This window comes from Pseudomonas sp. TTU2014-080ASC (assembly GCF_001446935.1).
Taxonomy (GTDB): domain Bacteria; phylum Pseudomonadota; class Gammaproteobacteria; order Pseudomonadales; family Pseudomonadaceae; genus Aquipseudomonas.
This window is the reverse complement of the sequence record NZ_LKKK01000002.1, coordinates 649,999-671,954: the sequence shown is the minus strand read 5'-3', so window position 1 is coordinate 671,954 and position 21,956 is coordinate 649,999. Positions and strand designations below refer to the sequence as shown.

Below are 21,956 nucleotides of genomic sequence, written 5' to 3'. Positions count from 1 at the left end.
GTTATGAACGCCCAGCCTGCTCGCGCAGCAGGCGGGTGAGAATGCGATCCAGACCGTTGGCGAACGCCTGCTTATCACGGTCACTGTACGGAGCCTGACCGCCACCCACCTGGCCCAGCTCACGCAACTCAGTGAACAGGTTGCGAGTCGCCAGCTTGTCAGCCATGTTGCGCTCATCAAACTCGCGCCCGCGAGGGTCCAATGCAGCCACGCCCTTCTTCACCAAGCGATCCGCCAGAGGAATATCGCTGCAGATCGCCAGTTCACCGGGTACGGCATGTTCAACCAGATAATCATCGGCAGCATCCGGCCCGCTCGGCACAACAATTAGCCGCACACAGTTGAATGCAGGTTTGATCTGCGACTGCCCCGCCACCAGCACCACTTCAAAACCACGTTTCAGGGCAAATTTGACCACCTGATCCTTCGCCGCCTTAGGGCAGGCATCTGCATCAATCCAGACTCGCATGGTTCTAACTCGGCAAAAGCCGGCATGTTACTCCATGCCGGCCGTCTCAGCCTTTAGACGCTGACAGCAGCCTTGCGTCGCGCCGACAGCCAGCTACGTCCGTACAACACGACAATGGCGAGCAGTACCAGTGCCTGAGCAGACAAGGTGTACGCATCATCGTGAATGCCCAGCCAGTCGAACTCAAAGAAAGCGACCGGTCGGGTACCCAGCACACCCGCCTCCTGCAGGGCCGCTATGCCATGCCCGGCAAATACCACCGAAAGCACGCAGAGCAGCACAGCATTGAGCCCAAAGAAGGTAGCCAGGGGCAACTTGCGCGAACCACGCAGAATTACCCAGGCCAGCCCCAGCAACAGAACCAGCGCTGCCGCCGCCCCGGCCAGAACCATGCTATGGCCTTGCGGACCTGCCTGCAGCCAAAGTGTTTCGTAGAAGAGGACGACCTCGAACAGCTCGCGGTAAACCGAGAAGAAGGCCAGCACGGCAAAACCCAAACGCCCACCGCCACTGACCAGGCTGCTTTTAATGTAATCCTGCCAGGCTGCTGCATGACGACGGTCATGCATCCACACACCCAGCCACAGCACCATGACACTGGCGAACAGCGCTGTAACACCCTCCAGCAGCTCGCGCTGCGCACCACTGACATCAATCAAGTAAGCCGCCAGCGCCCATGTAGCGACACCGGCCACCAGCGCCAAGCCCCAGCCCACATGTACGCTGCGTACCGCATGGTGCTGCTCGGTATTACGCAGGAACGCCAGAATCGCCGCCAGCACAAGAATCGCCTCGAGCCCCTCCCGCAGCAGGATCAGCAGGCTGGAAATAAAACTCAGCGAGGCGGACATACCATCTGTGTCCAGCAACTTGGCGGACTTTTCCAACTCGAGCGCAGCATGCTCCAAACGCTGGGCGGCCTCTTCGGGCGGCAGACTGTCTTGTAACGCCTGACGATAGGCCATCAACGCCCGCTCGGTGCTCTTGCGCTGATCAGCATCGACGTTATCGAGCGCACTTTCGACCAGCTCAAAGCCCTCCAGATAGGCCCCGACTGAAAGGTCATAGGCCTGCGCCGAATCGCCGGCCCGGTAAGCCGCCAGGCTTTGCTCAAGGGTCTGACGGGTATGCTCAATCAGCTGCTTGGGTGCACGCTTTTGTGCCACTGGCTGCGCACGCTGAGCACGAAACAGCGCGGCCGCATCATCGCCACGCTGCTCGGCCACTTGCGCTGGCGTCAGGCTGGCCAACTCACTCAGCGCGATCGGCTCCCCCTTAAGGCCAGCATTCGCCGTAAAACCGGCAATGTAACTGGCGATATCCCAGCGCTGGCGCTCGTCCAACTGGTCGGCGAACGAAGCCATGTCCGTGCCCTCAATCCCCAGTCCGATGGTATTGAACATGTCATACAGACTCAGGTGATCCATACGCGCCGGATCGCGCAGATTGGCGGGCGCAGGCTCCATGCCCATGCCCGCCGGGCCGTCACCAGCGCCGTTGGGGCCATGGCACACGCTGCAATTCTCAGCAAACAGCGTGGCTCCACGGGCAGGATCAGGGGTGATCGCGGGGGTCTGAGAAACGCCATAGGCCGAAGCCAAAATCGCCGCCAGCTGACGGGCGCGTAAGGCGACTTGAGCGCCATCCTGGCGTTGCGCCACGGCCTGATGCAGCTCAACGACGCCCTGCTCCAGCGTCACCCGCTCGGGTTGCGGCGGCAATCCGCTGATCAGCCCCTTTAGCACGTTGAGAAACTCAACCTGCTCGTTGTATTCACCCGCATCAACCACCTGCCCATCCGCGACAGTCGCGGGATAGTCGACACTCAGATAACCCAGCAAATGCAGGGCCCGAGCCGCATCATCGCGAGACTCGGCGGTAGCACTCAGGCAGCACAACGCCAGAGCCGGGATCAGCAGCCAGCTGCAGATTCGTGAAAGGGCATTCATTAGGAATTAGTACCAGATAGGAATGTTTAGCGTTCGATTATGAGCGCCCACACCCCAATCCGGCAATAATTGGTTACAAATAGACGACGACAGAAACCTTCAGGCGTCCACCGTCAACACTCAACCGGCGCGGCGCACAGTGGCCAACAAGGCCGCTGCCCCAACAAACAGGCCACCAAAGGTTCGGTTAAGCAGTCGCTGCTGACGCGGCGAGCGTAGAGCGCCCAACACCCGCGCAGCCAGCCCGGTGTAACCGGCCATCACGATCAGGTCGACGGTGATCATGGTCACCCCCATGATCAGGTACTGCATCAGCAACGGTGCCTTCGGATCAATAAATTGCGGCAATACCGCGAGCATGAAAACGATGGCCTTGGGGTTGCTGATATTCACCAGAAAACCACGCATTACCAGCGTCAGCGGGCGGCCAATGGGACGCTCAGTATCAGCCGACATTTCACTGGGCTGGGCTTTCCACTGTACATAGCCGAGGTACATCAGGTACGCCACACCAAACCACTTGATTAGGCTGAAGGCCAGTTCAGAGGCCGACAGCACCGCCCCCAGGCCTGCAGCCACAATGGCGATTTGCACAGCCAACGCTATTTGCAGGCCCAGCGCATTCCAGTAACCACGTAGAAATCCGTACTGCAAACCAGCCGACATCGATGCAATCGCACCCGCACCTGGCGACAAACTGATTACCCAACAGGCCACAAAAAACGCCAGCCATGTCTCAATTGCCATGCTGATCAACTCCACTTACGAACACACAAAAAAGGGGTAGGCCTTAGCCTACCCCTGTCTTGCAACAACGCACAGACTGTAATCAGTCCGGCGAGCCTTTACGCAGTTGCACCGGTGCCAGCTCTTCTTTCCTGGCACGGGCACGCAAGGTGCGCATGCGGATGTTGATCGCCTCAACAGCCAAGGAGAAGGCCATGGCGAAGTACACATAGCCCTTCGGCACATGCACATCGAACGACTCGGCAATCAGCACGGTACCCACCACGATCAGGAACGACAGCGCCAGCATTTTCAGGCTTGGATGCTTGTCGATGAAGTTACTGATGGTACCGGCGCACAGCATCATCACCAGAACCGAGATCACAATCGCAGCCACCATCACCGGCACGTTGTTGACCATACCTACAGCAGTGATCACCGAATCCAGCGAGAAGATGATGTCGATAATGGCGATCTGCACGATGATGCCCATAAAGCCATATGTCTTGCCCCCAGCCTGCGGGCCTTCCTCTTCACCTTCCAGGCTGTGGTAGATCTCCGCCGTACTCTTGAACAGCAGGAACAGGCCACCGAAGAACAGGATAAGGTCACGACCAGAAATGCCCTGCCCCAAAACCGTGAACAGGTCGGTCGTCAGACGCATCACCCAACTAATCGACAGCAGCAGCAGGATCCGCGTACCCATAGCCAGCGCAAGTCCGAAGAAACGCGCCTTCGGCTGCTGAGCCTTGGGCAGACGGCTGACCAAGATCGAGATGAAGATGATGTTGTCGATCCCCAGAACAATTTCCAGAGCAGTCAACGTCAGAAAAGCAACCCAGATCTCCGGGTTAGCCAGCCATTCCATATGTATTTAAACCTCTTTGTTACGCGGTTTGGGTTGATCGCCACTGCGCCAACGGCGCACGGCTTTTTGAAAAAACAGACTGTTGGGAATTTGCAGCAAGGCACCCGGCGCATCGCCGGTGGCATCTTCCAAAGTGGTATAGAACAGATTGATAGCAATCACACGGCCGCAGACACCCGGTTTGTCGGCGCTCTCCATCACCTCGACATATTCACCAATGCGAAACGGCCCAAGGGCGAAGATCAGCAGCGAACAGAACATGTTCGAGAGCACGCTCCAAATGGCAAAAAACGCCACCGCAGCGACTGCCGCAAAGCCAGTCAGCGCCGTCCACAAAACCTGAGCAGAAACCCCAAGCCGCTCCAGCACCAACATGAATGCACTGCCAAGAATCAGCCAACGCACCAGACCGCGCACGGGCATCATCAACTCCGGCGGTAGCTGCGGGTAACGCTCAGCAAGTCGACTGATTGCACGAGTCAGAATGCGTTGGCACAACCATGCAAGGAACAGGATCAGAATTACCTGCCCAGCGCGAAGCAATGGCTCGCGCCAGGTCAGCAGCCATTCAAGAGACGGCAAAGTCAGATTCAATCGGCTGCCTCCAGTTCGGCCTGCAAGGTTTCCAGAGCTTCCAGCGCCACCATCCAGCGCTCCTCAAGATCGCCTTCTCGTCCTTTCAGCGTAGCTTGCTCAGCTAGCAAGTCCCGTAGCTCGTCCTTCCGGGCAGGGTCATACAGATCACTGTCCCCCAGCTTTGCTTCAACTCCAGCAAGCTTTTCCTGAACCTGCCCCAGCTCCTTCTCCAGCTTTTCCGTCTCACGCTTGTACGGTGCCAGTTGCTGGCGCAACGCAGCGGCAGCCTGACGCTGTACGCGTTTATCAGACTTGTCTGGGGCACTTTCGGAAGGAGCCGTCGGCTGCTGCTGACGAGCGCGGTAATCCACCAGCCAGCGCGCGTAGTCATCCAAATCACCATCGAACGGCTGCACGCGGCCATCCGCCACCAGCAGAAACTCGTCCGTAGTACTTTTAAGTAAATGTCGATCGTGAGAGACCACCACCACAGCGCCGCTGAATTCCTGCAAGGCCATGGTCAGGGCCAGACGCATTTCCAGATCCAGGTGGTTGGTCGGTTCGTCAAGCAGCAACAAGTTCGGCTTGCCCCAGGCAATCAGTGCCAGCGCCAACCGGGCCTTCTCACCACCGGAAAAATTCTGCACGGGCTCGTCGCAACGCGGTCCACGGAAGTCAAAGCCACCGAGAAAATCACGCAGCGTCTGCTCACGCTCAGTCGGGGCCAACCGTTGCAGGTGCAGCAGTGGACTGGCGTGATCATCGAGCGCATCCAACTGATGCTGAGCAAAGTAGCCAACTACCAAGTTCTCGCCGCGCTGCAATTCTCCGGCAAGGGGCTTCAACTCGTTGGAGAGGTTTTTGATCAGAGTCGATTTACCGGCACCGTTGGGCCCCAGCAAACCAATCCGAGCGCCAGGTGCCAAGCTCAGCTTGACCTTCTCCAGCACCACTTTGTCGCCATAGCCGAGGCGGCCTTCACTCAGGCTTAACAGAGGACTGGAGATTTTATCGGCTTCGCGGAAGCGGAAATCGAACGGTGAATCAACGTGAGCAGCGGACAGCTCCTCCATACGCTCCAGGGCCTTGATCCGACTCTGGGCTTGGCGGGCCTTGGTCGCCTGCGCTTTAAAGCGGGCGATGTACTTTTCCATGTGCGCACGCTGCGCCTGCTGCTTCTCGTAGGCCTGTTGCTGTTGCGCCAGACGCTCGGCGCGGGTGCGCTCAAATGCTGAATAGCCACCGCGATAGAGCGTGAGCTTTTGCTGATCAAGATGGGCAACGTGGTCCACTACAGCATCCAGAAAATCGCGGTCATGTGAAATCAGCAGCAAAGTACCGGGATAACCTTTCAACCAGCTTTCCAGCCACAGGATCGCGTCCAGATCCAGGTGGTTGGTGGGTTCATCGAGCAGGAGAAGATCCGACGGACACATCAATGCCTGGGCCAGGTTAAGACGCATCCGCCAACCACCGGAGAAATCGCCAACGCGACGATCCATTTGCGCGCTGTCAAAGCCAAGACCGGCCAACAGCTTACGCGCACGGGCATCGGCGCTGTAACCGTCCAGCGTATCTAGCTCTATGTGCAAACGGGCCACTGCAGCACCATCGTGGACAGCTTCGGCGTCGGCCAGATCAGCCTGCACCCGGCGCAGACGCACATCGCCATCAAGCACATAATCAACCGCGATGCGCTCAACCGCCTCGATCTCCTGACGCATATGCGAAACTCGCCAGTCAGCAGGAATCAGGCAGTCCCCCGCATCGGCGACCAACTCACCGCGCAGCAGGGCAAAAAGGCTAGATTTACCGGCACCGTTGGCACCGATCAGACCGGCTTTGTGGCCGGGATGCAAAGTCATCTCGGCGTCTTGCAAGAGACGCTGAGGACCGCGCTGTAGTGTGAGATTTTGTAGTCGGATCATAATGGCGGCGGAGTCTACCAGAGTCCTTTTTTACTTACGCGGAAAGCACAATGACAACAGACCTGCGGCCATTCGCCATCGCTTTGTACCAGAAACCCGGCGCGGAGCACGCCTGCCTGCAACTTCAGGCTCAGGGTGCTGACGTTTGCGTGCTGATATGTGCCATCTGGCTGGAAATAAAACGTGTACGTTGCTGCCCTGAACGGCTCACGGCGCTGCAGGCACACACGCGTGACTGGCACGAACAGGTGGTGCGACCACTACGCCAGCTTAGACAGAATTGGCGTCAGCCTGCCCAACAGGACACGCTTCTGCTGCCACTGCGCGAACAGGTTAAACAGTTAGAACTTGAAGCTGAGTACGAACAATTACGGCGCCTGGGCGAACTCGCTCAGCAGTGGCTGAATGAGCCCGACACGACGCCGCAAGACTGGCTCGGAAAAATAGCACCCGAGCCTCTCAACCCTACCGCCGTACAACTGCTTAGAAGCGCGGCGGCAACGCTGACTATTTAAACACCCGAAGTAGGTGCAGTGCTGCTATTGGTTACCGGTGCAACAGCTTCGGTAGCTGCGGGCTTAGCATCAACCGCTTTGTTTTCTACAGGTTTAGCCGCAGCTGCAGGTGCCGCCGGTTTTGCAGCTACCGGTTTGACCGCTGGCTTAGCTACCGCTTTGGCAGCAGCAGGTTTAGCCGCTGGCTTGGCAGCAGTTTTGGCAACAGCAGACTTAGCCGCTGGCTTGGCGACAGCAGGCTTAGCGGCAACTTTGGCTGCAGCTGGTTTAGCCGCTGGCTTGGCAGCAGCTTTCGCAGCAGCAGGCTTAGCGGCCGGCTTGGCAGCAGCTTTGGCAGCAGCAGGTTTAGCCGCTGGCTTGGCAGCAGTTTTGGCAACAGCAGGTTTAGCCGCTGGCTTGGCAGCAGTTTTGGCAACAGCAGGCTTAGCGGCCGGCTTGGCGGCAGCTTTTGCAGCAGCAGGTTTAGCCGCTGGCTTGGCGGCAGCTTTTGCAGCAGCAGGTTTAGCCGCTGGCTTGGCAGCAGCTTTTGCAGCAGCAGGTTTAGCCGCTGGCTTGGCAGCAGCTTTCGCAGCAGCAGGCTTAGCCGCTGGCTTGGCGGCAGCTTTTGCAGCAGCAGGTTTAGCCGCTGGCTTGGCAGCAGCTTTGGCAGCAGCAGGTTTAGCCGCTGGCTTGGCGGCAACTTTGGCTACAGCAGGTTTAGCCGCTGGCTTGGCGGCAACTTTGGCTACAGCAGGTTTAGCCGCTGGCTTGGCGGCAACTTTGGCTACAGCAGGTTTAGCCGCTGGCTTGGCGGCAACTTTGGCTACAGCAGGTTTAGCCGCTGGCTTGGCGGCAGTTTTGGCAGCAGCTGGTTTGCGGTTATCCAGCGCTTTAGCTGCGGCTTCCTTCACCTTGCCAACCCCCTGGGCTAGCTTGAGGCTTTCTTGGGCATCACGCTTGAGGCTTGCAATGTAATCACGTGTTTCAGTCTGACGAGCCTTGAGGGTGTCCAGCAGCTGTTCCAGCTCAGCAGCGGCGTCTTTAGCCTTAGCCTGAGCCTTAGTCTTACCGGCACTGGCCGCAGCCTGAATTTTAGTACGGGCCTTGTGCAGTTTTTCCTGTGCTTTACCGCGCTGCTTTTCCAGTTTGGTTAGCAGTTTTTCTGCATCTACCAGTGCACGGCTGCAAGCATCTTCAAGATGCTCGAGGAGGCTACTGGAAAGTTGCTGTAACAGATGCAGTGGTGTGCTCACAGACTTCTTCTTTGCGTTTTTGACTGACGACATGGCTCGCCTCCGGGCGTGTGAAGATGGCGTCCATACTAGACCGCCTTCCCCCTCCCTTTCCACCTCATGCATTGAGCTTGTCCGCCTGACTGGCATAATCGCCGCAACTTCAGACGGAGAACCTCCATGCCACGTATTTATATGCTGTTTCTTTGCCTGCTGACGCCCTTGGCGCAAGGCACTGAAAATTCGCACGATCTGGCATACAGCTTAGGTGTAAAACTGGGCGATCGCCTGCGTGATGAGGTCCCCGGACTGGAGCTTAACGCCCTCATCGAGGGTTTACGTCAAGCGTATGAAAATGAGCCTCTGGCGTTGAGTCGCAACCGCATCGAAGCCCTTCTCAATGAGCATGAAGCCAGCCTGGCACAGCCGTCACTCCAAATAGATCTAGCGCAAGCAGCCGAGCGCCGCTTTCTCGCCCTGGAAAAAGGCAGACCCGGCGTAACCGTACTGTCTGATGGAATCTTGCTCTGGCAATTGCGCACCGGTAACGGTCCCAAACCATCGCCCAACAGCAAAGTACGAGTGCGCTACATTGGCCTGCTGCCTGACGGCAGTCAGTTCGATGAAACACAAACGCCACAATGGTTCAGCTTGGAAAGTGTCATCGCAGGCTGGCAGAAGGTGCTGATTCAGATGCCGGTTGGCTCGCACTGGAAAATCATTATTCCGTCAGCGCTGGCCTATGGCGAAGAAGGTGCGGGTGATGTGATTGAGCCCTACACGCCTCTGGTGTTCGACCTGGAGCTGATCGACACCAGAGACTGAAGCAGGATTTTAAACGGCTGCCACAGCGTGATTTTTGTGATCGTTATGCAGCACTTCGATCAGGCAGTCTTCCAATTCAAAACGCTCGCGCAGCAACTGCCCAAGGCGCTTCAGTTCATCGCTGAGACAGCTGGCATCACGGCAGTCGCCGTTATCGCAAAGGTCATTGAACGCGAGAGATGCTTCGGTAATGGCCTGCAAGCGCGGGTAGATTTGCTTGGCCAGTTCAAGACCGCGCAGGTCCCCAAACGCCTTCGCCTCGTTGGTCAGTTGTTCGTACACCCCAAAATGCCCTGCGGATACGTAATCAACGAGCACTTCGCAGAAGCGCTGAAGCTGCTGATCATTGCAACTGAGCTCACGCCCCGAGCCACTGATATCCACGTAAGCGCTGATCAGTTCTTTACGCTCACCCAACCAGCGGTCGATGATCTTGCTGACACCACCCCAGCGCTCCTGAGCGTTGCGACATCTCTCAAGCATAGTGCTGCACCTCTCCCTTTATGTTTCTCAGGCACTTACTCGTGGCACGTTAAATACCACTGATGATCAAGGGCCCGTCCCCGCGCGTCTATGCGGTTTTTCAATGTAAGCCAACCCGAGAGTAGGCTTGGTGCATGCCAGCATCAATATCAGCCCAAGCCTAAATTCATACGACCGTTTGAAACATAAAGCACGCGTATCCCATAACCTAACAAGCACTTGCTATGAGGGCAGTAGAGGTTTCTACAGCTCTAGATCAACGGTAAGTGAATGGAAATACAGTCGACCGACAGCAAATAAAAACCTTCCACATCGCAGCGTTTACAGGGGCTAAACGCCGGAGAAGCCGGAAAATGCCGACGAACGGAGCCGCTAGTTTGATGACTGCGAACCGGCACACATAGACTGTGCCGATTCGCTAGCAGTTTGGAAAATCAGGGGGCAGCAACGACCAGCTGCTGTGACAACCGAGCATCAATTAGCCCCAGCCCTTCCTGATACAACTCATTACTTCTTTCCAGCTCGCCCTGCTGCGCTAACAGCTGAGCCAGCTCCGCACAGGTTTCAGGATGACGCTGAAAGCGCAGGCTCGACTCCAGATAATCCCGCGCCTTTCCCCACAACTGATTGCGCAGACACAAACGCCCCAGGGTCAGAAGTAAGCCGGCGTCTTCGGGATGCTCCTTAAGCCAACCCTCCGCTGTCTTCAGCTGCTTGCCCGTATCACTGCCTTGTAGCAGACCGTACATCCGCGCCAATGTGGTGTCGTAGTGCTGCTTCATGGCATGACGCAACAACTCCTCTGCCTGTGCATCTGCGCCCGCTTTACGCAATTGATCGGCATAAACAGCAAGAATCTCTGGGCTTTTGTGCAGCGTAGAAGGCATGGCATTCCACACCTCTTGCAGGGCTTTTGGCGTGGACTCCGCTGTACCAGCAGCATGCTCAACGCTTTGCAGCAAACGCCCACGCCAAGCCATCTGCTCAAGCACACCCAGCTCCGCGCTGCCCAGCACACTGGCTTTGCTCAACTCAGGCAACAGGCCGACCAAACCGGACCAGTCCTCACGTTGCAGATAGACCTGTTTGAGTTGCCGCAACACCTGCTGATGGTGGGGGAAACGCGACTGCATGGCCTGCAAGGTTTCCAAGGCCTGTCCAGACTCCCCACGCTCCTGCTGCATTTCTGCATGTTGCAGGGCAATTGCCAGCTCGGCCTGAGGATGCTGATTCAGCGCCGTTTCGAGCAATTCATCCGACTCTTCATGGCGCCCCAGATTGTGTGCTGCCCTGGCTGCGCCCAAGTAGTACGCCAACGGCTCATCACCGGTTTTAGCCGCACGTTTAAGATGGCGAAGGGCAGAAGGATAGTGCCCCTCAACCAGCTCAACGTAACCACGACGGGCTGCAATACGCGCCCGTCGGTTGTTGTGTAAGCGCGACCAGGGGTTGACCAGCCCCCCCGAGGCAATCAGCACACGCAGGCTCAGACGAACCACGTAAACCAGCAGCCAGATTCCCAGCAGCAGGAGCACAAAGCTCCACAGGGTCGACTCATAGCGAAAGCTTTCAAAAGCAATCAGTACATAACCTTTTTGGCCAGCGACAGGCACGCCAAACATCAGCAGACTCGCCACAGCGGTAATAACCAACAGCGCCAGCAGGACCCACAGCAATCGTTTCATTACTGTGCCTCCTGCTGCTCAGGAGCCGCTTGTTCAGGCGCGCTGACAGCAGGCGCAATTGCCTGAGCACGAGCGCTCAGCTTGGCTTCGATATAGGCCTGAACAGCATTCAGGGCCGGCGTCAGATCAGGAGCCGAGACCTCAATAGGGCGCTGCGACAGTTCGACAATCTGCGTGCGCAGCGTACGGCTGTTAGGGTGATCCGCATCGAAATAGGTATCCAGCGTGCCACGTGCCTGATCCATTGCCTGGCGGAAAACTCCGGCCTGTCCATGCAAAGCGCCCCACTGTGCCTGCTCCAGTGCCAGGTTCAGAGCCAATCGCACCTGCCCCAACTCCTGCCCGGCCAGCATCGGCTTGATGTTGCGATCAGCATCAAAATCAAGACGGAAGTACTCGGACAGGGTTTCCAGCGCACGCTGCCACCATTGCTGCTCGCCGCCAGGCTCCTGTGCCCATTCACGCAATGCGCCACCTTCACCGTCAAACACCGGAGCCAGCGCATTCAACTGGGCGGCCTGCTCGCGCAGGGCACTGATCTGCAGGAACAGCCCCAGACGATCTGGATTATGGGTTGAACGCAGAGCCACCAGGCTTTTCGCCAATTGCTCCCGCGCGGCATACGCGGCCGGATCATCCAGCTCAGTGATGATGTCGTCAGCAGCCTTTACCAACGCTGTTGCACTGGGAATGTCCTGCAACGCGGAGAGGCGCAAACTGGCCAGGCGCAGCAGGTGCTCAGCCTCAGCAATTCGCCACTCCTGACGGCTGGCCCCCAGAACGGTTTCAAGGCGCTCATTGAGCAACTGTTGATCGCCTTGCAAACGACTCACCAACCGCCGCTGGGTTTCCAGTTCAGCGCTTGAAGGCAACTGATCAAGACGCTGCTGCAAGGTCTGACGCTGCTGCTCGGCCCCCTGAACACTCTGACTCAGGGTTGAAAGCTGAGCCTGAACTTCTCCAATCTGGGACAGCTGCTGTTGCGTGTGGGTACCGCCCTGATAGGTCTGCCAGGCACTCCATCCGCCTGCAGCTGCTCCGCCAAGGGCAATCAACAGCGCCATGGCGGCAAGTCCTTTGCCACTTGCGGCGGGCTTTGCAGCAACGGGTTCGGGAGTCGTGACCTGTTCAACCACAGGTTGTTCCAGGGACTGCTCTTTCGGGGTGCTTGCTTCGCTCACGAGTTCATCCTTTACATCAGAGATCGGCGGCAGCCTGCGTTTGCAGCGCTGCCAGCAAAGCCGTGGCGCTGGCACCACGACAATCCACTACACGGTGAGCACCGGCAGATTTCGCCATAGCGGCGACCCGCGGGCTCGGTACAAACAAGGTTAGCTGAGACAACTCAGGCCATGCTTCAGCCGCCAGCTCGCACAGGTGAGTAAAACCCTGCCCGCTGCTGACAACCAGCCCATTGAGTGACTCTTCACGCACTCGTCGGGCTAACTCGCCCGGCGCATAAACCGGCAAAACCCGACGATACAACGGCAGGTAATCCACATGCACGCCCTGACTGCGCAGCGTCTCTGCTAACCAGTCACGCCCGGTGTCACCACGCATGATCAAAACACGCGGATTCGGGCGACTGGCCACAACCTGCTGCAACTGCGGCAACGCCAGCAACGCCTCGCTGTCGTCCCCTTGCGCGGGATAATGCACTGGCAACTGCTGGGCTGACAGAATTCTTGCTGTAGCAGCACCAACGGTGAACCAGACAGGTCCGGCTGGCACTTCCGACAAGCACTGCCGGATCAATTCAAGCCCCAGCGTTGCTGCGGGCTTGCTCACCACGATCACTGCCGCATAACCGTCCAGACCGGCCAGCAAGTGGCGTTGTTCTTCAAGTGCGGCCAGCGGCTCAATCGACAATAGCGGCAGGCTGCTACTGTAAATCCCCTGCAACGCCAGGGTCTGCGCCAGCTCAGCAGAGTCTTGTGCCGGACGGGTCAGCAGCAAGCGCCAGCCATTCACTCGCGCGCTGCCTCGCCATAAACAGCTTGCAGGATTTGCCCGGCACCCTGTGCCAGCAGCGCCTCAGCCACACTAATCCCCAACTGCTCAGCATCTGTCGCAACGGCGCGCTGCTCAGCACGCAATAGCTGCGAGCCATCCGGCTGACCGACCAAACCACGCAGCCACAACTGCTCATTCTCCAGCACGGCATAACAGGCAATTGGCACCTGACAACCACCATTGAGGTGCTTGTTCAGGGCACGCTCAGCCGTGACGCGCAGAGCCGTCTCACGGTGATGCAGCGGAGCCAACAGCGCATGAATCTCAGTATCCGCAGTACGGCACTCAATACCAACTGCGCCCTGGCCTCCAGCTGGCAGGCTGTCTTCAACACTGATTGAAGAGCGGATTCGGGATTCGAAGCCCAAGCGGATCAAACCGGCTGCCGCCAGAATAATCGCGTCATATTCCCCCGCATCTAACTTGGCCAGACGGGTATTCACGTTGCCGCGCAGAAAGTGGATGGTCAGATCTGGGCGGCGCGCCAGCAGCTGTGCCTGACGACGCAAACTGGACGTGCCGACGATGCTGCCAGCAGGCAACTCATCAAGGCTTTGATAGGTGTTGGAAACGAAAGCATCACGCGGGTCTTCGCGTTCGCAGATGCAATAAAGCCCCAGTCCCTCAGGAAAATCCATCGGCACATCCTTCATCGAATGCACAGCGATGTCGGCCTCGTTTTCCAGCATGGCTGTTTCCAGTTCTTTAACGAACAGGCCTTTTCCACCAATTTTTGCCAACGGCGCATCCAGCAGCTTATCGCCGCGGCTGACCATGGGAACCAGAGTAACGCTCAGGCCCGGATGAGCCTGTTCCAGGCGCGCTTTGACGTGTTCAGCCTGCCAGAGAGCAAGCGCACTTTTGCGGGTTGCGATGCGGATTTCACGAGACATGGGCAATTCCAGAAAACAAACTGCCACGGATGATAACAGGCTAGCCGCAATCAGGCCTGCCCTGACCGCCATCCTGCTGCCAGCCTAATGGCTGGAAAACAGGTGGCATCAGAGCCGTGACCCAAAAACGACTTACAGCGACTGCATCAGTTTGCGCACCCCGGCGACATGACGACGACTGACAACCAAGGCCTCATCGTTCATGCCTTTGAGGTACAGCTGGAAATGCCCGAGTGGCGTACGCTGCAGACGCTCGATACGCTCCCGGGCCACCAGCGCATTGCGGTGAATCCGCACAAAACGCTCGCCGAATTCATCTTCAAGCGCCTTCAGCGGCTCGTCCAGAAGCACTTCACCGCCGGTGTGACGCAGGGTGACGTACTTGTGATCCGCAATAAAGTAGATGACCTGCTCCAGCGGGATCAGCTCAATACCTTTACGGGTACGGGCGCTGATATGACTGCGTGGCACACCTCCGCTTGCAGCGGGACGGGTTAACGCCGCAAGCTGAACCCGATTGGGCCGCTCAGCTTTCTTTAGCGCCTCTGCGAGACTCTCCGGCCGTACCGGCTTGACCAGATACCCCACCGCGCTCACCTGAAAGGCTTCCACGGCAAACTCGTCATAGGCCGTACAGAAAATCACTGCCGGGGGCGCTTCGCGCTCACACAGTTTCGCCGCAACCTGCAGGCCATCCAGGCCAGGCATGCGGATATCCAAAAGCACTACATCCGGCTTCAAGCTGTCGATCAGGCTCAAGGCCTCTTCGCCATTGCTTGCAGCGGGCTCAAGCACGCGATAACCATTGATTTCGCCGACCATGCGGCTCAATCGCTCACGCGCTAACGGTTCATCATCGACAATCAGGACATTCATAGTGCACGGGCTTCCTGCTTTGTTCTTGCACAAGGATAGCGTAGACAGGTGAAATGGCGACCTTCACGGCGCTCTACGCTAAGACTGGCCTTTGTTCCAAAAAGTGCCACCAATCGCGCCTCAATATTTTTTAACGCCTGCCGGGTTCCCCGCGAAGGTTGTACCTGCTGCTCCTGTTCGTACGGACTGCTGACGCACAGATGCAGCTCTCCGCCCTGATAATGCCCCTCCACTTTGACCAGTCCACCCTCAACCCGGGGCTGAATGCCATAAACAACTGCGTTTTCCAGTAAAGGCTGCAAGGTCAATTGCGGTATGGGCAGATCATCCGGCACTTCGCCGATCTCCCACTGCAACTGTAGACGCTCTCCAAGACGATAGCGCTCAATTGATAAATAACGTTGCGCCAGTTCAACTTCCTCACGCCACGCCACCAGGCTGCCGGGCTTGGCCAAACTGGCACGGAACAAGTCCGAAAGGTCCAATACAGCTTGCTCGGCCTTGTGCGGGTCGACCACTACAAGGCTGGCAATACTGTTCAGGCTGTTAAACAAAAAATGTGGCCGGATTCGCGCCTGCAAGGCCTCGATACGCGAGTTGAGTTCCGCCTGTTTCTGCTTGCGCCATTGACTCTGCAAATAGAAGTAGCGCAGCAACAGTGCTGACATGATCAGGCTGATCAAGCCATGACGCAGATAGAGATTGACCTCGCCCGGGTGCGGCAACGGCCCGCCCAGCTCAAAATAGTCCGCGACCGCCGTACACCCCAGACACAGCGCAACCACAATCGCACAACACAAACCACCGGCTACAGGCGCGGGCAACTGGGCCAGTAAAGGGCGCAACCGGCACAGCGTGGCGGCCGAAAGTAAGACGTTCCATTGCACAAACAGCGATGTCAGCGCCAGCTTCACCCAGTCAAAACCAGGTCGCATCGGCTCCGACAGCACCAGCACCAGCACCAACAACTCCGCCAACAGGAGCATGCTCAGCAGAGCTTCCGGCTCACACAGCTCGGGCACAAAGAAGTCGTCATCCGCTGCTGGTTTCTTACTGCTATGAAGTCTGAATGCCGCCATTCCCATAGCGCCCCCACGCGCCGATCCCGCTCACGACCATTAATTAAGCAATAGTAAAGAAGAGCAGGCACTTTGCCCTCCTTAAACTGTGATGCCTTTAAGGTTCTGCGTGAAAAGCCCACAAAGTGGCTGAATTCAGCCCTTTCAATGCTGCAGACGCCGACCGCACGTAATGTGCAGGGCGAATTTACTGGCCAGCCTGTTATTATCGGCACACTTTTTTGTCTGCCGGTCGCGGAATGCGGCCAGCCCGTTTTAGCGCACCAGCCGAGCGAAACCCATGAGCACTGAAAAAACCAATCAATCCTGGGGCGGACGCTTCAGCGAACCCGTCGATGCCTTTGTGGCCCGCTTCACCGCTTCCGTCGAGTTCGACAAGCGCCTGTACCGCCACGACATCATGGGCTCCATCGCCCACGCCACTATGCTGGCCAAAGTCGGCGTACTGACCGACAGCGAGCGCGACACCATCATCGATGGGCTGAAAACCATCCAGAGCGAAATCGAAGCCGGCCAATTTGAGTGGCGCGTTGATCTGGAAGACGTGCACATGAATATCGAAGCACGCCTGACCGACCGCATCGGCATCACCGGCAAAAAACTGCACACCGGCCGCTCCCGTAATGACCAGGTCGCGACCGACATCCGCCTGTGGCTGCGTGATGAGATCGACCTGATTCTGGCCGAGATCACCCGCCTGCAACAGGGCCTGCTGGACCTGGCCGAACGCGAAGCCGACACCATCATGCCGGGCTTCACGCACCTGCAAACCGCTCAACCGGTAACCTTTGGCCACCATCTGCTGGCTTGGTTCGAAATGCTCAGCCGCGACTATGAGCGTCTGGTTGACTGCCGCAAACGCACCAACCGCATGCCACTGGGCTCTGCCGCGCTGGCCGGTACCACCTACCCGATTCAGCGTGAAATCACAGCAGAGCTGCTGGGCTTCGAGCAAGTCGGCGGTAACTCGCTGGACGGCGTTTCAGATCGCGATTTCGCCATTGAATTCTGTGCCGCTGCTTCTGTGGCGATGATGCACCTGTCGCGCTTCTCCGAAGAACTGGTGCTGTGGACCAGCGCCCAGTTCCAGTTCATCGACCTGCCAGACCGTTTCTGCACCGGCTCCTCGATCATGCCGCAGAAGAAGAACCCGGACGTACCGGAGCTGGTTCGCGGCAAGACTGGTCGCGTATTCGGCGCACTGACCGGCCTGCTGACCCTGATGAAAGGCCAGCCGCTGGCCTACAACAAGGACAACCAGGAAGACAAAGAGCCGCTGTTCGATGCCGCCGACACCCTGCGCGACAGCCTGCGCGCCTTTGCCGACATGGTTCCGGCCATCAAACCGAAACACGCCATCATGCGTGAAGCGGCCCTGCGCGGCTTCTCCACCGCCACCGACCTGGCGGATTACCTGGTGCGCAAAGGCCTGCCGTTCCGTGACTGCCACGAAATCGTCGGCCACGCGGTGAAATATGGTGTCGACACTGGCAAAGACCTGGCCGAAATGAGCTTGGACGAACTGCGCCAGTTCAGTGATCAGATCGAGCAGGACGTATTCGCCGTGCTGACGCTGGAAGGATCAGTCAACGCCCGCGACCACATCGGCGGCACCGCACCGAATCAGGTGCGCAAAGCCGTTGTACGTGGCCGTGAACTGCTGACAAGCCGCTAATTAAGCGATCCGAGCGTGGTCACCCGGCCACGCTCCACTGGAGACCTTATGTCCCTGCACATCCGCCCTGCTACCCGTGCTGACGCCGCACTCATCCTCCGCTTCATTACCGAACTGGCGATTTACGAAAAAGCCGAGCATGAGGTGAAAACCGATGTAGCCGGTATTGAATCCAGCCTGTTCGCCGAAGGCAGCACAGCTCACGCCTTGATCTGTGAACATGAAGGCCAGCCGATTGGCTACGCGGTTTACTTCTTCAACTACTCCACCTGGCTGGGCAAACACGGCCTGTATCTGGAAGACCTTTACGTCAGCCCGCAAAGCCGTGGCGCTGGAGCAGGCAAAGCGTTGCTGCGTCATCTGGCGCAAATTGCCGTCAGCAAAGGCTGTGGCCGCTTTGAATGGTCCGTGCTGGACTGGAACACGCCCGCCATTGAGTTTTACGAATCGTTCGGCGCTCGCCCGCAGGATGAGTGGACTACTTACCGCCTAACCGGTCAGGCCCTGCAAGACTTTGCACAGGGCTAAATGCCAACGGAGCAGATATGAGCGAACAGGAAGACGAAGACTTTGCCCAGGACACCCTGAGCCAGGCGATCGAGAACCAACTTGAAGCAGGCGACCCGCCGTTTGTTCAGGCGGTTATGAACAAGCTGACGCTGGTCGGCATTGAGCGCGAAGAAATCATCGAAATGATGGCCTTGGTGTTGGCCGATGAAATCGAGCAGATGTTGGCTGCCGACCGCGCCTTTGATCTGGCCCGCTACGAGCAAGGGCTGCGCGCATTGCCCCAATTACCTGAGCAGGGCGAATAGTCGCGCAGGATATTTCCCCGCATCTTGAAAACTTCTGGCAGCATCAGGGGGCAACAAAGTGTCAGGTGCCCTACACTGCCAGCATGCACCGCGCACGGCAGTGCCAGGCAAACGCAGCTCACTTACTTATAAGTTGGAGTTCATATGGCCTTTACCCCCGATTTGGTTGCCGAACTGGAAATTCTTGCCCTGTTCAACCTCGACAGCACACAGGAAGGCATCAAGGTTCACCACACCGCCGCAGCAACAGCAATTGCCGCAGCTCAACGCCTGCATGACAAAGGCCTGATCAGTCAGCCCGACGGTGGCTACCTGACCAGCCTTGGCCTCGACGCTGCAGAACACGCGCAAGGCCTTTTAACCATTCTTAAGGTCACCGCCAGCGCCTGATGCATAACCGCCCCCGAATGCCGACCGCCCGGCATTCGGGACCAAGCCGGACACACGATCCGGCAGAAACAACAGAAGTACCTGCCTGGAATTCAGTAGTCGAGCAGAGCTCAAATAATGAGACGTATGGACGAAATACGCCCGGACATCGAAGACGGCATTGATCGTAAAGTGCTGACGCAGTTACGCGCGCGCTTTTTAAAGGTCAATCAAGGCCGACTGGGACGAGCCATACAGGCACTCTCCACACGCCAGCAGTTGGTGCTCAAACTGCTACCGCTGCTGTTCCACGTTAATCACCCGCTATTGCCTGGTTATGTCTCAAGCCTGACTCCCGCTGGGCTCAGCCATTTTGAGCCGGATGATGACTTGCTCGCCGAAGCACAGCGATTCAGCCGTTCCTTTTCCTACAAACCCTACCGCGGCCACCAGATGCTGCCGATTCATGGCCTGTTTCTGATGGGCAGCTTGGGAACCGTGGCCCAGGCTGAACAGAGCGATATGGACCTGTGGCTGTGCCACGCCAGCGACCTGAATGAGCAGCAACTGCGTGAACTGCGTAAGAAATGCGACCTCCTTGAAGGCTGGGCCGCTACGCTGGGCGCGGAAGCGCATTTCTTTCTGATCGACCCCAAGCGCTTCACCCAAGGCATACGCGACACACAGCTGACCTCGGACGACTGCGGCACAACCCAGCATTATCTGCTGCTGGATGAGTTTTACCGCACCGCCATCTGGCTAGGGGGCCGCACACCACTGTGGTGGTTGGTGCCCGCCTACGAAGAACATCGCTACGAGCATTACACCGAAACCTTGCTGGCTAAGCGGTTTATCCGGGCCGAGGATGTGCTCGACCTTGGCAACCTGTCCCATATCCCGCCTGAAGAGTTCATCGGCGCGGGCATGTGGCAGCTGTTCAAAGGCATTGAGTCACCCTATAAATCCGTGCTCAAGCTGCTTCTGACTGAGGTCTATGCCAGCGAGCAACCGAACGTCGAATGCCTGTCACTGCGCTTCAAGCAGGCGGTCTTCAGCAACCAACTGAACATTGATGAGCTGGACCCTTACGTAGTGATCTACCGGCGTCTGGAGGAATACCTCAAAGCCCGCGGCGAGCATGAGCGCCTTGAGCTGGTGCGCCGCTGCTTGTACCTGAAGGTGGACAAAAAACTCAGCCGCCCGCCACGCAGCTCGCACAAAAGCTGGCAACGCCTGCTACTGGAGCGCCTCACCCTCGAATGGGGCTGGGATAACCGCCAGCTGGCCATGCTCGACAGCCGCAGCCAGTGGAAGCTACGACAGGTCAGCAGTGAGCGTCGCATGCTGGTGAACGAGCTGAATTACAGCTACCGCTTTCTGTCCCAGTTCGCCCGCACCCAGCGTCTGAATAACAGCATCAGCGCACGCGATATGGGGATTCTCGGACGCAGGCTGTATGCCGCCTTCGAACGCAAGTCCGGCAAAGTTGAATTTATTAACCCAGGCATCGCCCCGGATCTTGGCGAAGACACCCTGACGCTGGCCCAGATTCCCAGCCCGGAATCCCCCAAAGACACCACCTGGGCCTTTTACAGCGGTAGTCTGGGTGCCCGTGATCTGGAAAACTTTGCTCCGCTGCGCCGCTGCCGCGAACTGACCGAGCTACTTGCCTGGTGCCATCGCAACGGCGTGATCGATGCCAGCACCCGACTGTCACTGCATCCCGGCAGCAGCGACTTGACCGACTACGAGCTGTCGAACCTGATCCTCAGCCTGCAGCAAACCGTTCCTCTGCCACTGCCACCTGCGGACGAGAACGCACTCTTACGCCCCAGCGAGCCGGTCGAAGTCCTGTTACTGGTTAACGTCGGGATTGACCCGCTCAAACAGTTCAGCCAGATGAACGTGCACATGACCACTCAGCGCACGGATGCCCTGAGCTACTCGGGGGTTCGGGAGAACCTCATCCTGACCCTCGACCAAGTCATGCTCAACAGTTGGAACGAACTGCACGTCAGCCGCTATTCCGGGCCCAATGCCCTGCTCGAATGCCTGCGTGACTACCTCAACAGCCTGCCAGCCGACGGCCAGATGCCCACACTGAATGTCAGGTGTTTTTGTCGCAACCGCGCCACTGCGATTGCCGAGCGGGTTGATGAACTGTTCCACGACGCCATGCACAGTTACAGCACCCAGCAATTCACGCGCTACCTGCTGCAAATCAAGCAGCAGTATCACCTGCTCAGCATCAAACCGGGCCAGGTCAGCCACTCCAGCCTGAAAGACTTGCAAGCGCTGACCGATTACCTCAGTGAAGGCCAGAGCGAGTACAGCACGCTCAACCTGGACAGAGGTGCATTACAAGGAGAAGACCTGGGACTGATCCTTCCAGCCGGACGCGCCAACAGCATCCAGGTGTTTTACCGGCTTAACGAGGCGGGGGATCAGGCCAAACTCAGCGTGCTGGATGAGCACAACTCACTGTGGCAACAGTCGCTGCCGTTCCGTGACGAGCAGAGCCTGTTGACACCACTGCAACGCTTCCTGAACTCCCTGCTGTACCGACGCAATGCGCTGCTGCCACTGGATAACAGCGAGGCCGGGGAGACATTGGAGGTGCAGTATTACCGGATATTCCCGGACGGCGCCCAGCGGGCGCAGCGCCTGGAGCTACGTCAGGCACCTTCAGCGCCGTTGAGTCACCCGTTTTATGACGTGCAAGCCATTGTGGATGCGGTGGATGGCAAGCCTGCGCACCTCACACTGTATTGCAACCACCGGGAGTTTTCCGAACTGGAATACACCAGCGAACTGTTCAGCGCTGTAGCCCGCCACATCTTGGCCCAACGCCGCGATAACGCCCGCTACCCCTGCTATATCACCGACCTTGATCTGTCAGCGCTGTATGGCGAGGGGCCGGTGCAGAGCGTGCATTATCTGCGCTACAAAAGCCGCCTGGAGGCGGCCTTAAACCTGGCGCTGGAGAAATCCTAGCGCCGAG

General features: G+C 57.9%; 21 protein-coding genes. 7 read left to right on the top strand and 14 right to left on the bottom strand.

All coding sequences use genetic code 11. The features are described from left to right. Position 1: 1 nt before the first annotated feature. The 6 genes from AO726_RS08575 to AO726_RS08550 form a co-directional block, all read right to left on the bottom strand. Positions 2 to 469: a YaiI/YqxD family protein gene (locus tag AO726_RS08575; RefSeq protein WP_058067645.1), complete on the bottom strand. Its 468-nt coding sequence runs from the start codon at positions 467 to 469 to the stop codon at positions 2 to 4. Positions 470 to 522: 53 nt separating this feature from the next. Next, positions 523 to 2,418 carry a cytochrome c/FTR1 family iron permease gene (locus tag AO726_RS08570; protein ID WP_058067644.1) on the bottom strand — a complete coding sequence of 632 codons (1,896 nt, stop codon included), beginning with the start codon at positions 2,416 to 2,418 and terminating at the stop codon, positions 523 to 525. A 120-nt stretch (positions 2,419 to 2,538) separates the two neighbouring features. Next, positions 2,539 to 3,165: a homoserine/homoserine lactone efflux protein gene (rhtB, locus tag AO726_RS08565; protein ID WP_058067643.1), complete on the bottom strand. Its 627-nt coding sequence runs from the start codon at positions 3,163 to 3,165 to the stop codon at positions 2,539 to 2,541. A gap of 82 nt (positions 3,166 to 3,247) precedes the next feature. Beyond that, entirely contained in the window at positions 3,248 to 4,012 is a 765-nt protein-coding gene (locus AO726_RS08560) for a TerC family protein (protein ID WP_058067642.1), read from the bottom strand. 6 nt (positions 4,013 to 4,018) lie between these two features. Beyond that, positions 4,019 to 4,594: a mechanosensitive ion channel family protein gene (locus AO726_RS08555; protein ID WP_058067989.1), complete on the bottom strand. Its 576-nt coding sequence runs from the start codon at positions 4,592 to 4,594 to the stop codon at positions 4,019 to 4,021. Between the two features lie 8 nt (positions 4,595 to 4,602). Continuing rightward, positions 4,603 to 6,516 (bottom strand): ATP-binding cassette domain-containing protein, encoded by a 1,914-nt coding sequence (locus AO726_RS08550; RefSeq protein WP_058067641.1) that lies wholly within the window; start codon positions 6,514 to 6,516, stop codon positions 4,603 to 4,605. Between the two features lie 50 nt (positions 6,517 to 6,566). On the opposite strand from AO726_RS08550, the gene AO726_RS08545 reads away from it, so the two are divergent. Next, entirely contained in the window at positions 6,567 to 7,031 is a 465-nt protein-coding gene (locus AO726_RS08545) for a TIGR02444 family protein (protein ID WP_058067640.1), read from the top strand. On the opposite strand, the gene AO726_RS08540 is transcribed toward AO726_RS08545, so the two are convergent. Next, complete coding sequence (locus AO726_RS08540; RefSeq protein WP_058067639.1) at positions 7,028 to 8,296, bottom strand: AlgP family protein; 1,269 nt, start codon at positions 8,294 to 8,296, stop codon at positions 7,028 to 7,030. The genes AO726_RS08545 and AO726_RS08540 overlap by 4 nt on opposite strands. Positions 8,297 to 8,422: 126 nt before the next feature. On the opposite strand from AO726_RS08540, the gene AO726_RS08535 reads away from it, so the two are divergent. Further along, a complete protein-coding gene (locus AO726_RS08535) occupies positions 8,423 to 9,067 on the top strand; it encodes an FKBP-type peptidyl-prolyl cis-trans isomerase (RefSeq protein WP_058067638.1) in 645 nt (214 codons plus the stop codon). Positions 9,068 to 9,076: 9 nt separating this feature from the next. Here AO726_RS08535 and AO726_RS08530 read toward each other — a convergent pair whose 3' ends face one another. The 7 genes from AO726_RS08530 to AO726_RS08500 all read right to left on the bottom strand — a co-directional run bounded on the left by AO726_RS08530 (position 9,077) and on the right by AO726_RS08500 (position 16,096). Continuing rightward, the gene (locus AO726_RS08530) at positions 9,077 to 9,550 is read right to left on the bottom strand and encodes an Rsd/AlgQ family anti-sigma factor (RefSeq protein ID WP_058067637.1); all 474 of its coding nucleotides are present in this window, start codon (positions 9,548 to 9,550) and stop codon (positions 9,077 to 9,079) included. 434 nt (positions 9,551 to 9,984) lie between these two features. Beyond that, positions 9,985 to 11,235, bottom strand: a complete 1,251-nt coding sequence (locus AO726_RS08525) for a heme biosynthesis HemY N-terminal domain-containing protein (RefSeq protein ID WP_058067636.1) — start codon at positions 11,233 to 11,235, stop codon at positions 9,985 to 9,987. Then, on the bottom strand, positions 11,235 to 12,416 hold the full coding sequence (locus AO726_RS08520; protein WP_058067635.1) for a uroporphyrinogen-III C-methyltransferase: 1,182 nt from the start codon (positions 12,414 to 12,416) through the stop codon (positions 11,235 to 11,237). The genes AO726_RS08525 and AO726_RS08520 overlap by 1 nt, the downstream gene beginning before the upstream one ends. 16 nt (positions 12,417 to 12,432) lie before the next feature. Beyond that, complete coding sequence (locus tag AO726_RS08515; RefSeq protein ID WP_058067634.1) at positions 12,433 to 13,206, bottom strand: uroporphyrinogen-III synthase; 774 nt, start codon at positions 13,204 to 13,206, stop codon at positions 12,433 to 12,435. Then, positions 13,203 to 14,141: a hydroxymethylbilane synthase gene (gene hemC, locus AO726_RS08510; protein WP_058067633.1), complete on the bottom strand. Its 939-nt coding sequence runs from the start codon at positions 14,139 to 14,141 to the stop codon at positions 13,203 to 13,205. Before hemC ends, AO726_RS08515 begins: the two co-directional genes overlap by 4 nt. A gap of 132 nt (positions 14,142 to 14,273) precedes the next feature. Next, positions 14,274 to 15,017 (bottom strand): LytR/AlgR family response regulator transcription factor, encoded by a 744-nt coding sequence (locus AO726_RS08505; protein ID WP_058067632.1) that lies wholly within the window; start codon positions 15,015 to 15,017, stop codon positions 14,274 to 14,276. Next, entirely contained in the window at positions 15,014 to 16,096 is a 1,083-nt protein-coding gene (locus AO726_RS08500) for a sensor histidine kinase (RefSeq protein WP_058067631.1), read from the bottom strand. The genes AO726_RS08505 and AO726_RS08500 overlap by 4 nt, the downstream gene beginning before the upstream one ends. A gap of 280 nt (positions 16,097 to 16,376) precedes the next feature. Between AO726_RS08500 and argH the strand changes: the two genes are divergently transcribed. From argH to AO726_RS08475, 5 genes are all read left to right on the top strand, one after another. Next, on the top strand, positions 16,377 to 17,771 hold the full coding sequence (argH, locus tag AO726_RS08495; RefSeq protein ID WP_058067630.1) for an argininosuccinate lyase: 1,395 nt from the start codon (positions 16,377 to 16,379) through the stop codon (positions 17,769 to 17,771). Positions 17,772 to 17,819: 48 nt separating this feature from the next. Then, on the top strand, positions 17,820 to 18,299 hold the full coding sequence (locus AO726_RS08490; protein WP_058067629.1) for a GNAT family N-acetyltransferase: 480 nt from the start codon (positions 17,820 to 17,822) through the stop codon (positions 18,297 to 18,299). Positions 18,300 to 18,316: 17 nt separating this feature from the next. Next, positions 18,317 to 18,586: a hypothetical protein gene (locus AO726_RS08485; RefSeq protein ID WP_058067628.1), complete on the top strand. Its 270-nt coding sequence runs from the start codon at positions 18,317 to 18,319 to the stop codon at positions 18,584 to 18,586. Positions 18,587 to 18,730: 144 nt separating this feature from the next. After that, positions 18,731 to 18,976: a TIGR02647 family protein gene (locus tag AO726_RS08480; RefSeq protein WP_058067627.1), complete on the top strand. Its 246-nt coding sequence runs from the start codon at positions 18,731 to 18,733 to the stop codon at positions 18,974 to 18,976. Between the two features lie 117 nt (positions 18,977 to 19,093). Next, the gene (locus AO726_RS08475; RefSeq protein ID WP_058067626.1) at positions 19,094 to 21,949 is read left to right on the top strand and encodes a class I adenylate cyclase; all 2,856 of its coding nucleotides are present in this window, start codon (positions 19,094 to 19,096) and stop codon (positions 21,947 to 21,949) included. Positions 21,950 to 21,956 lie beyond the last annotated feature (7 nt).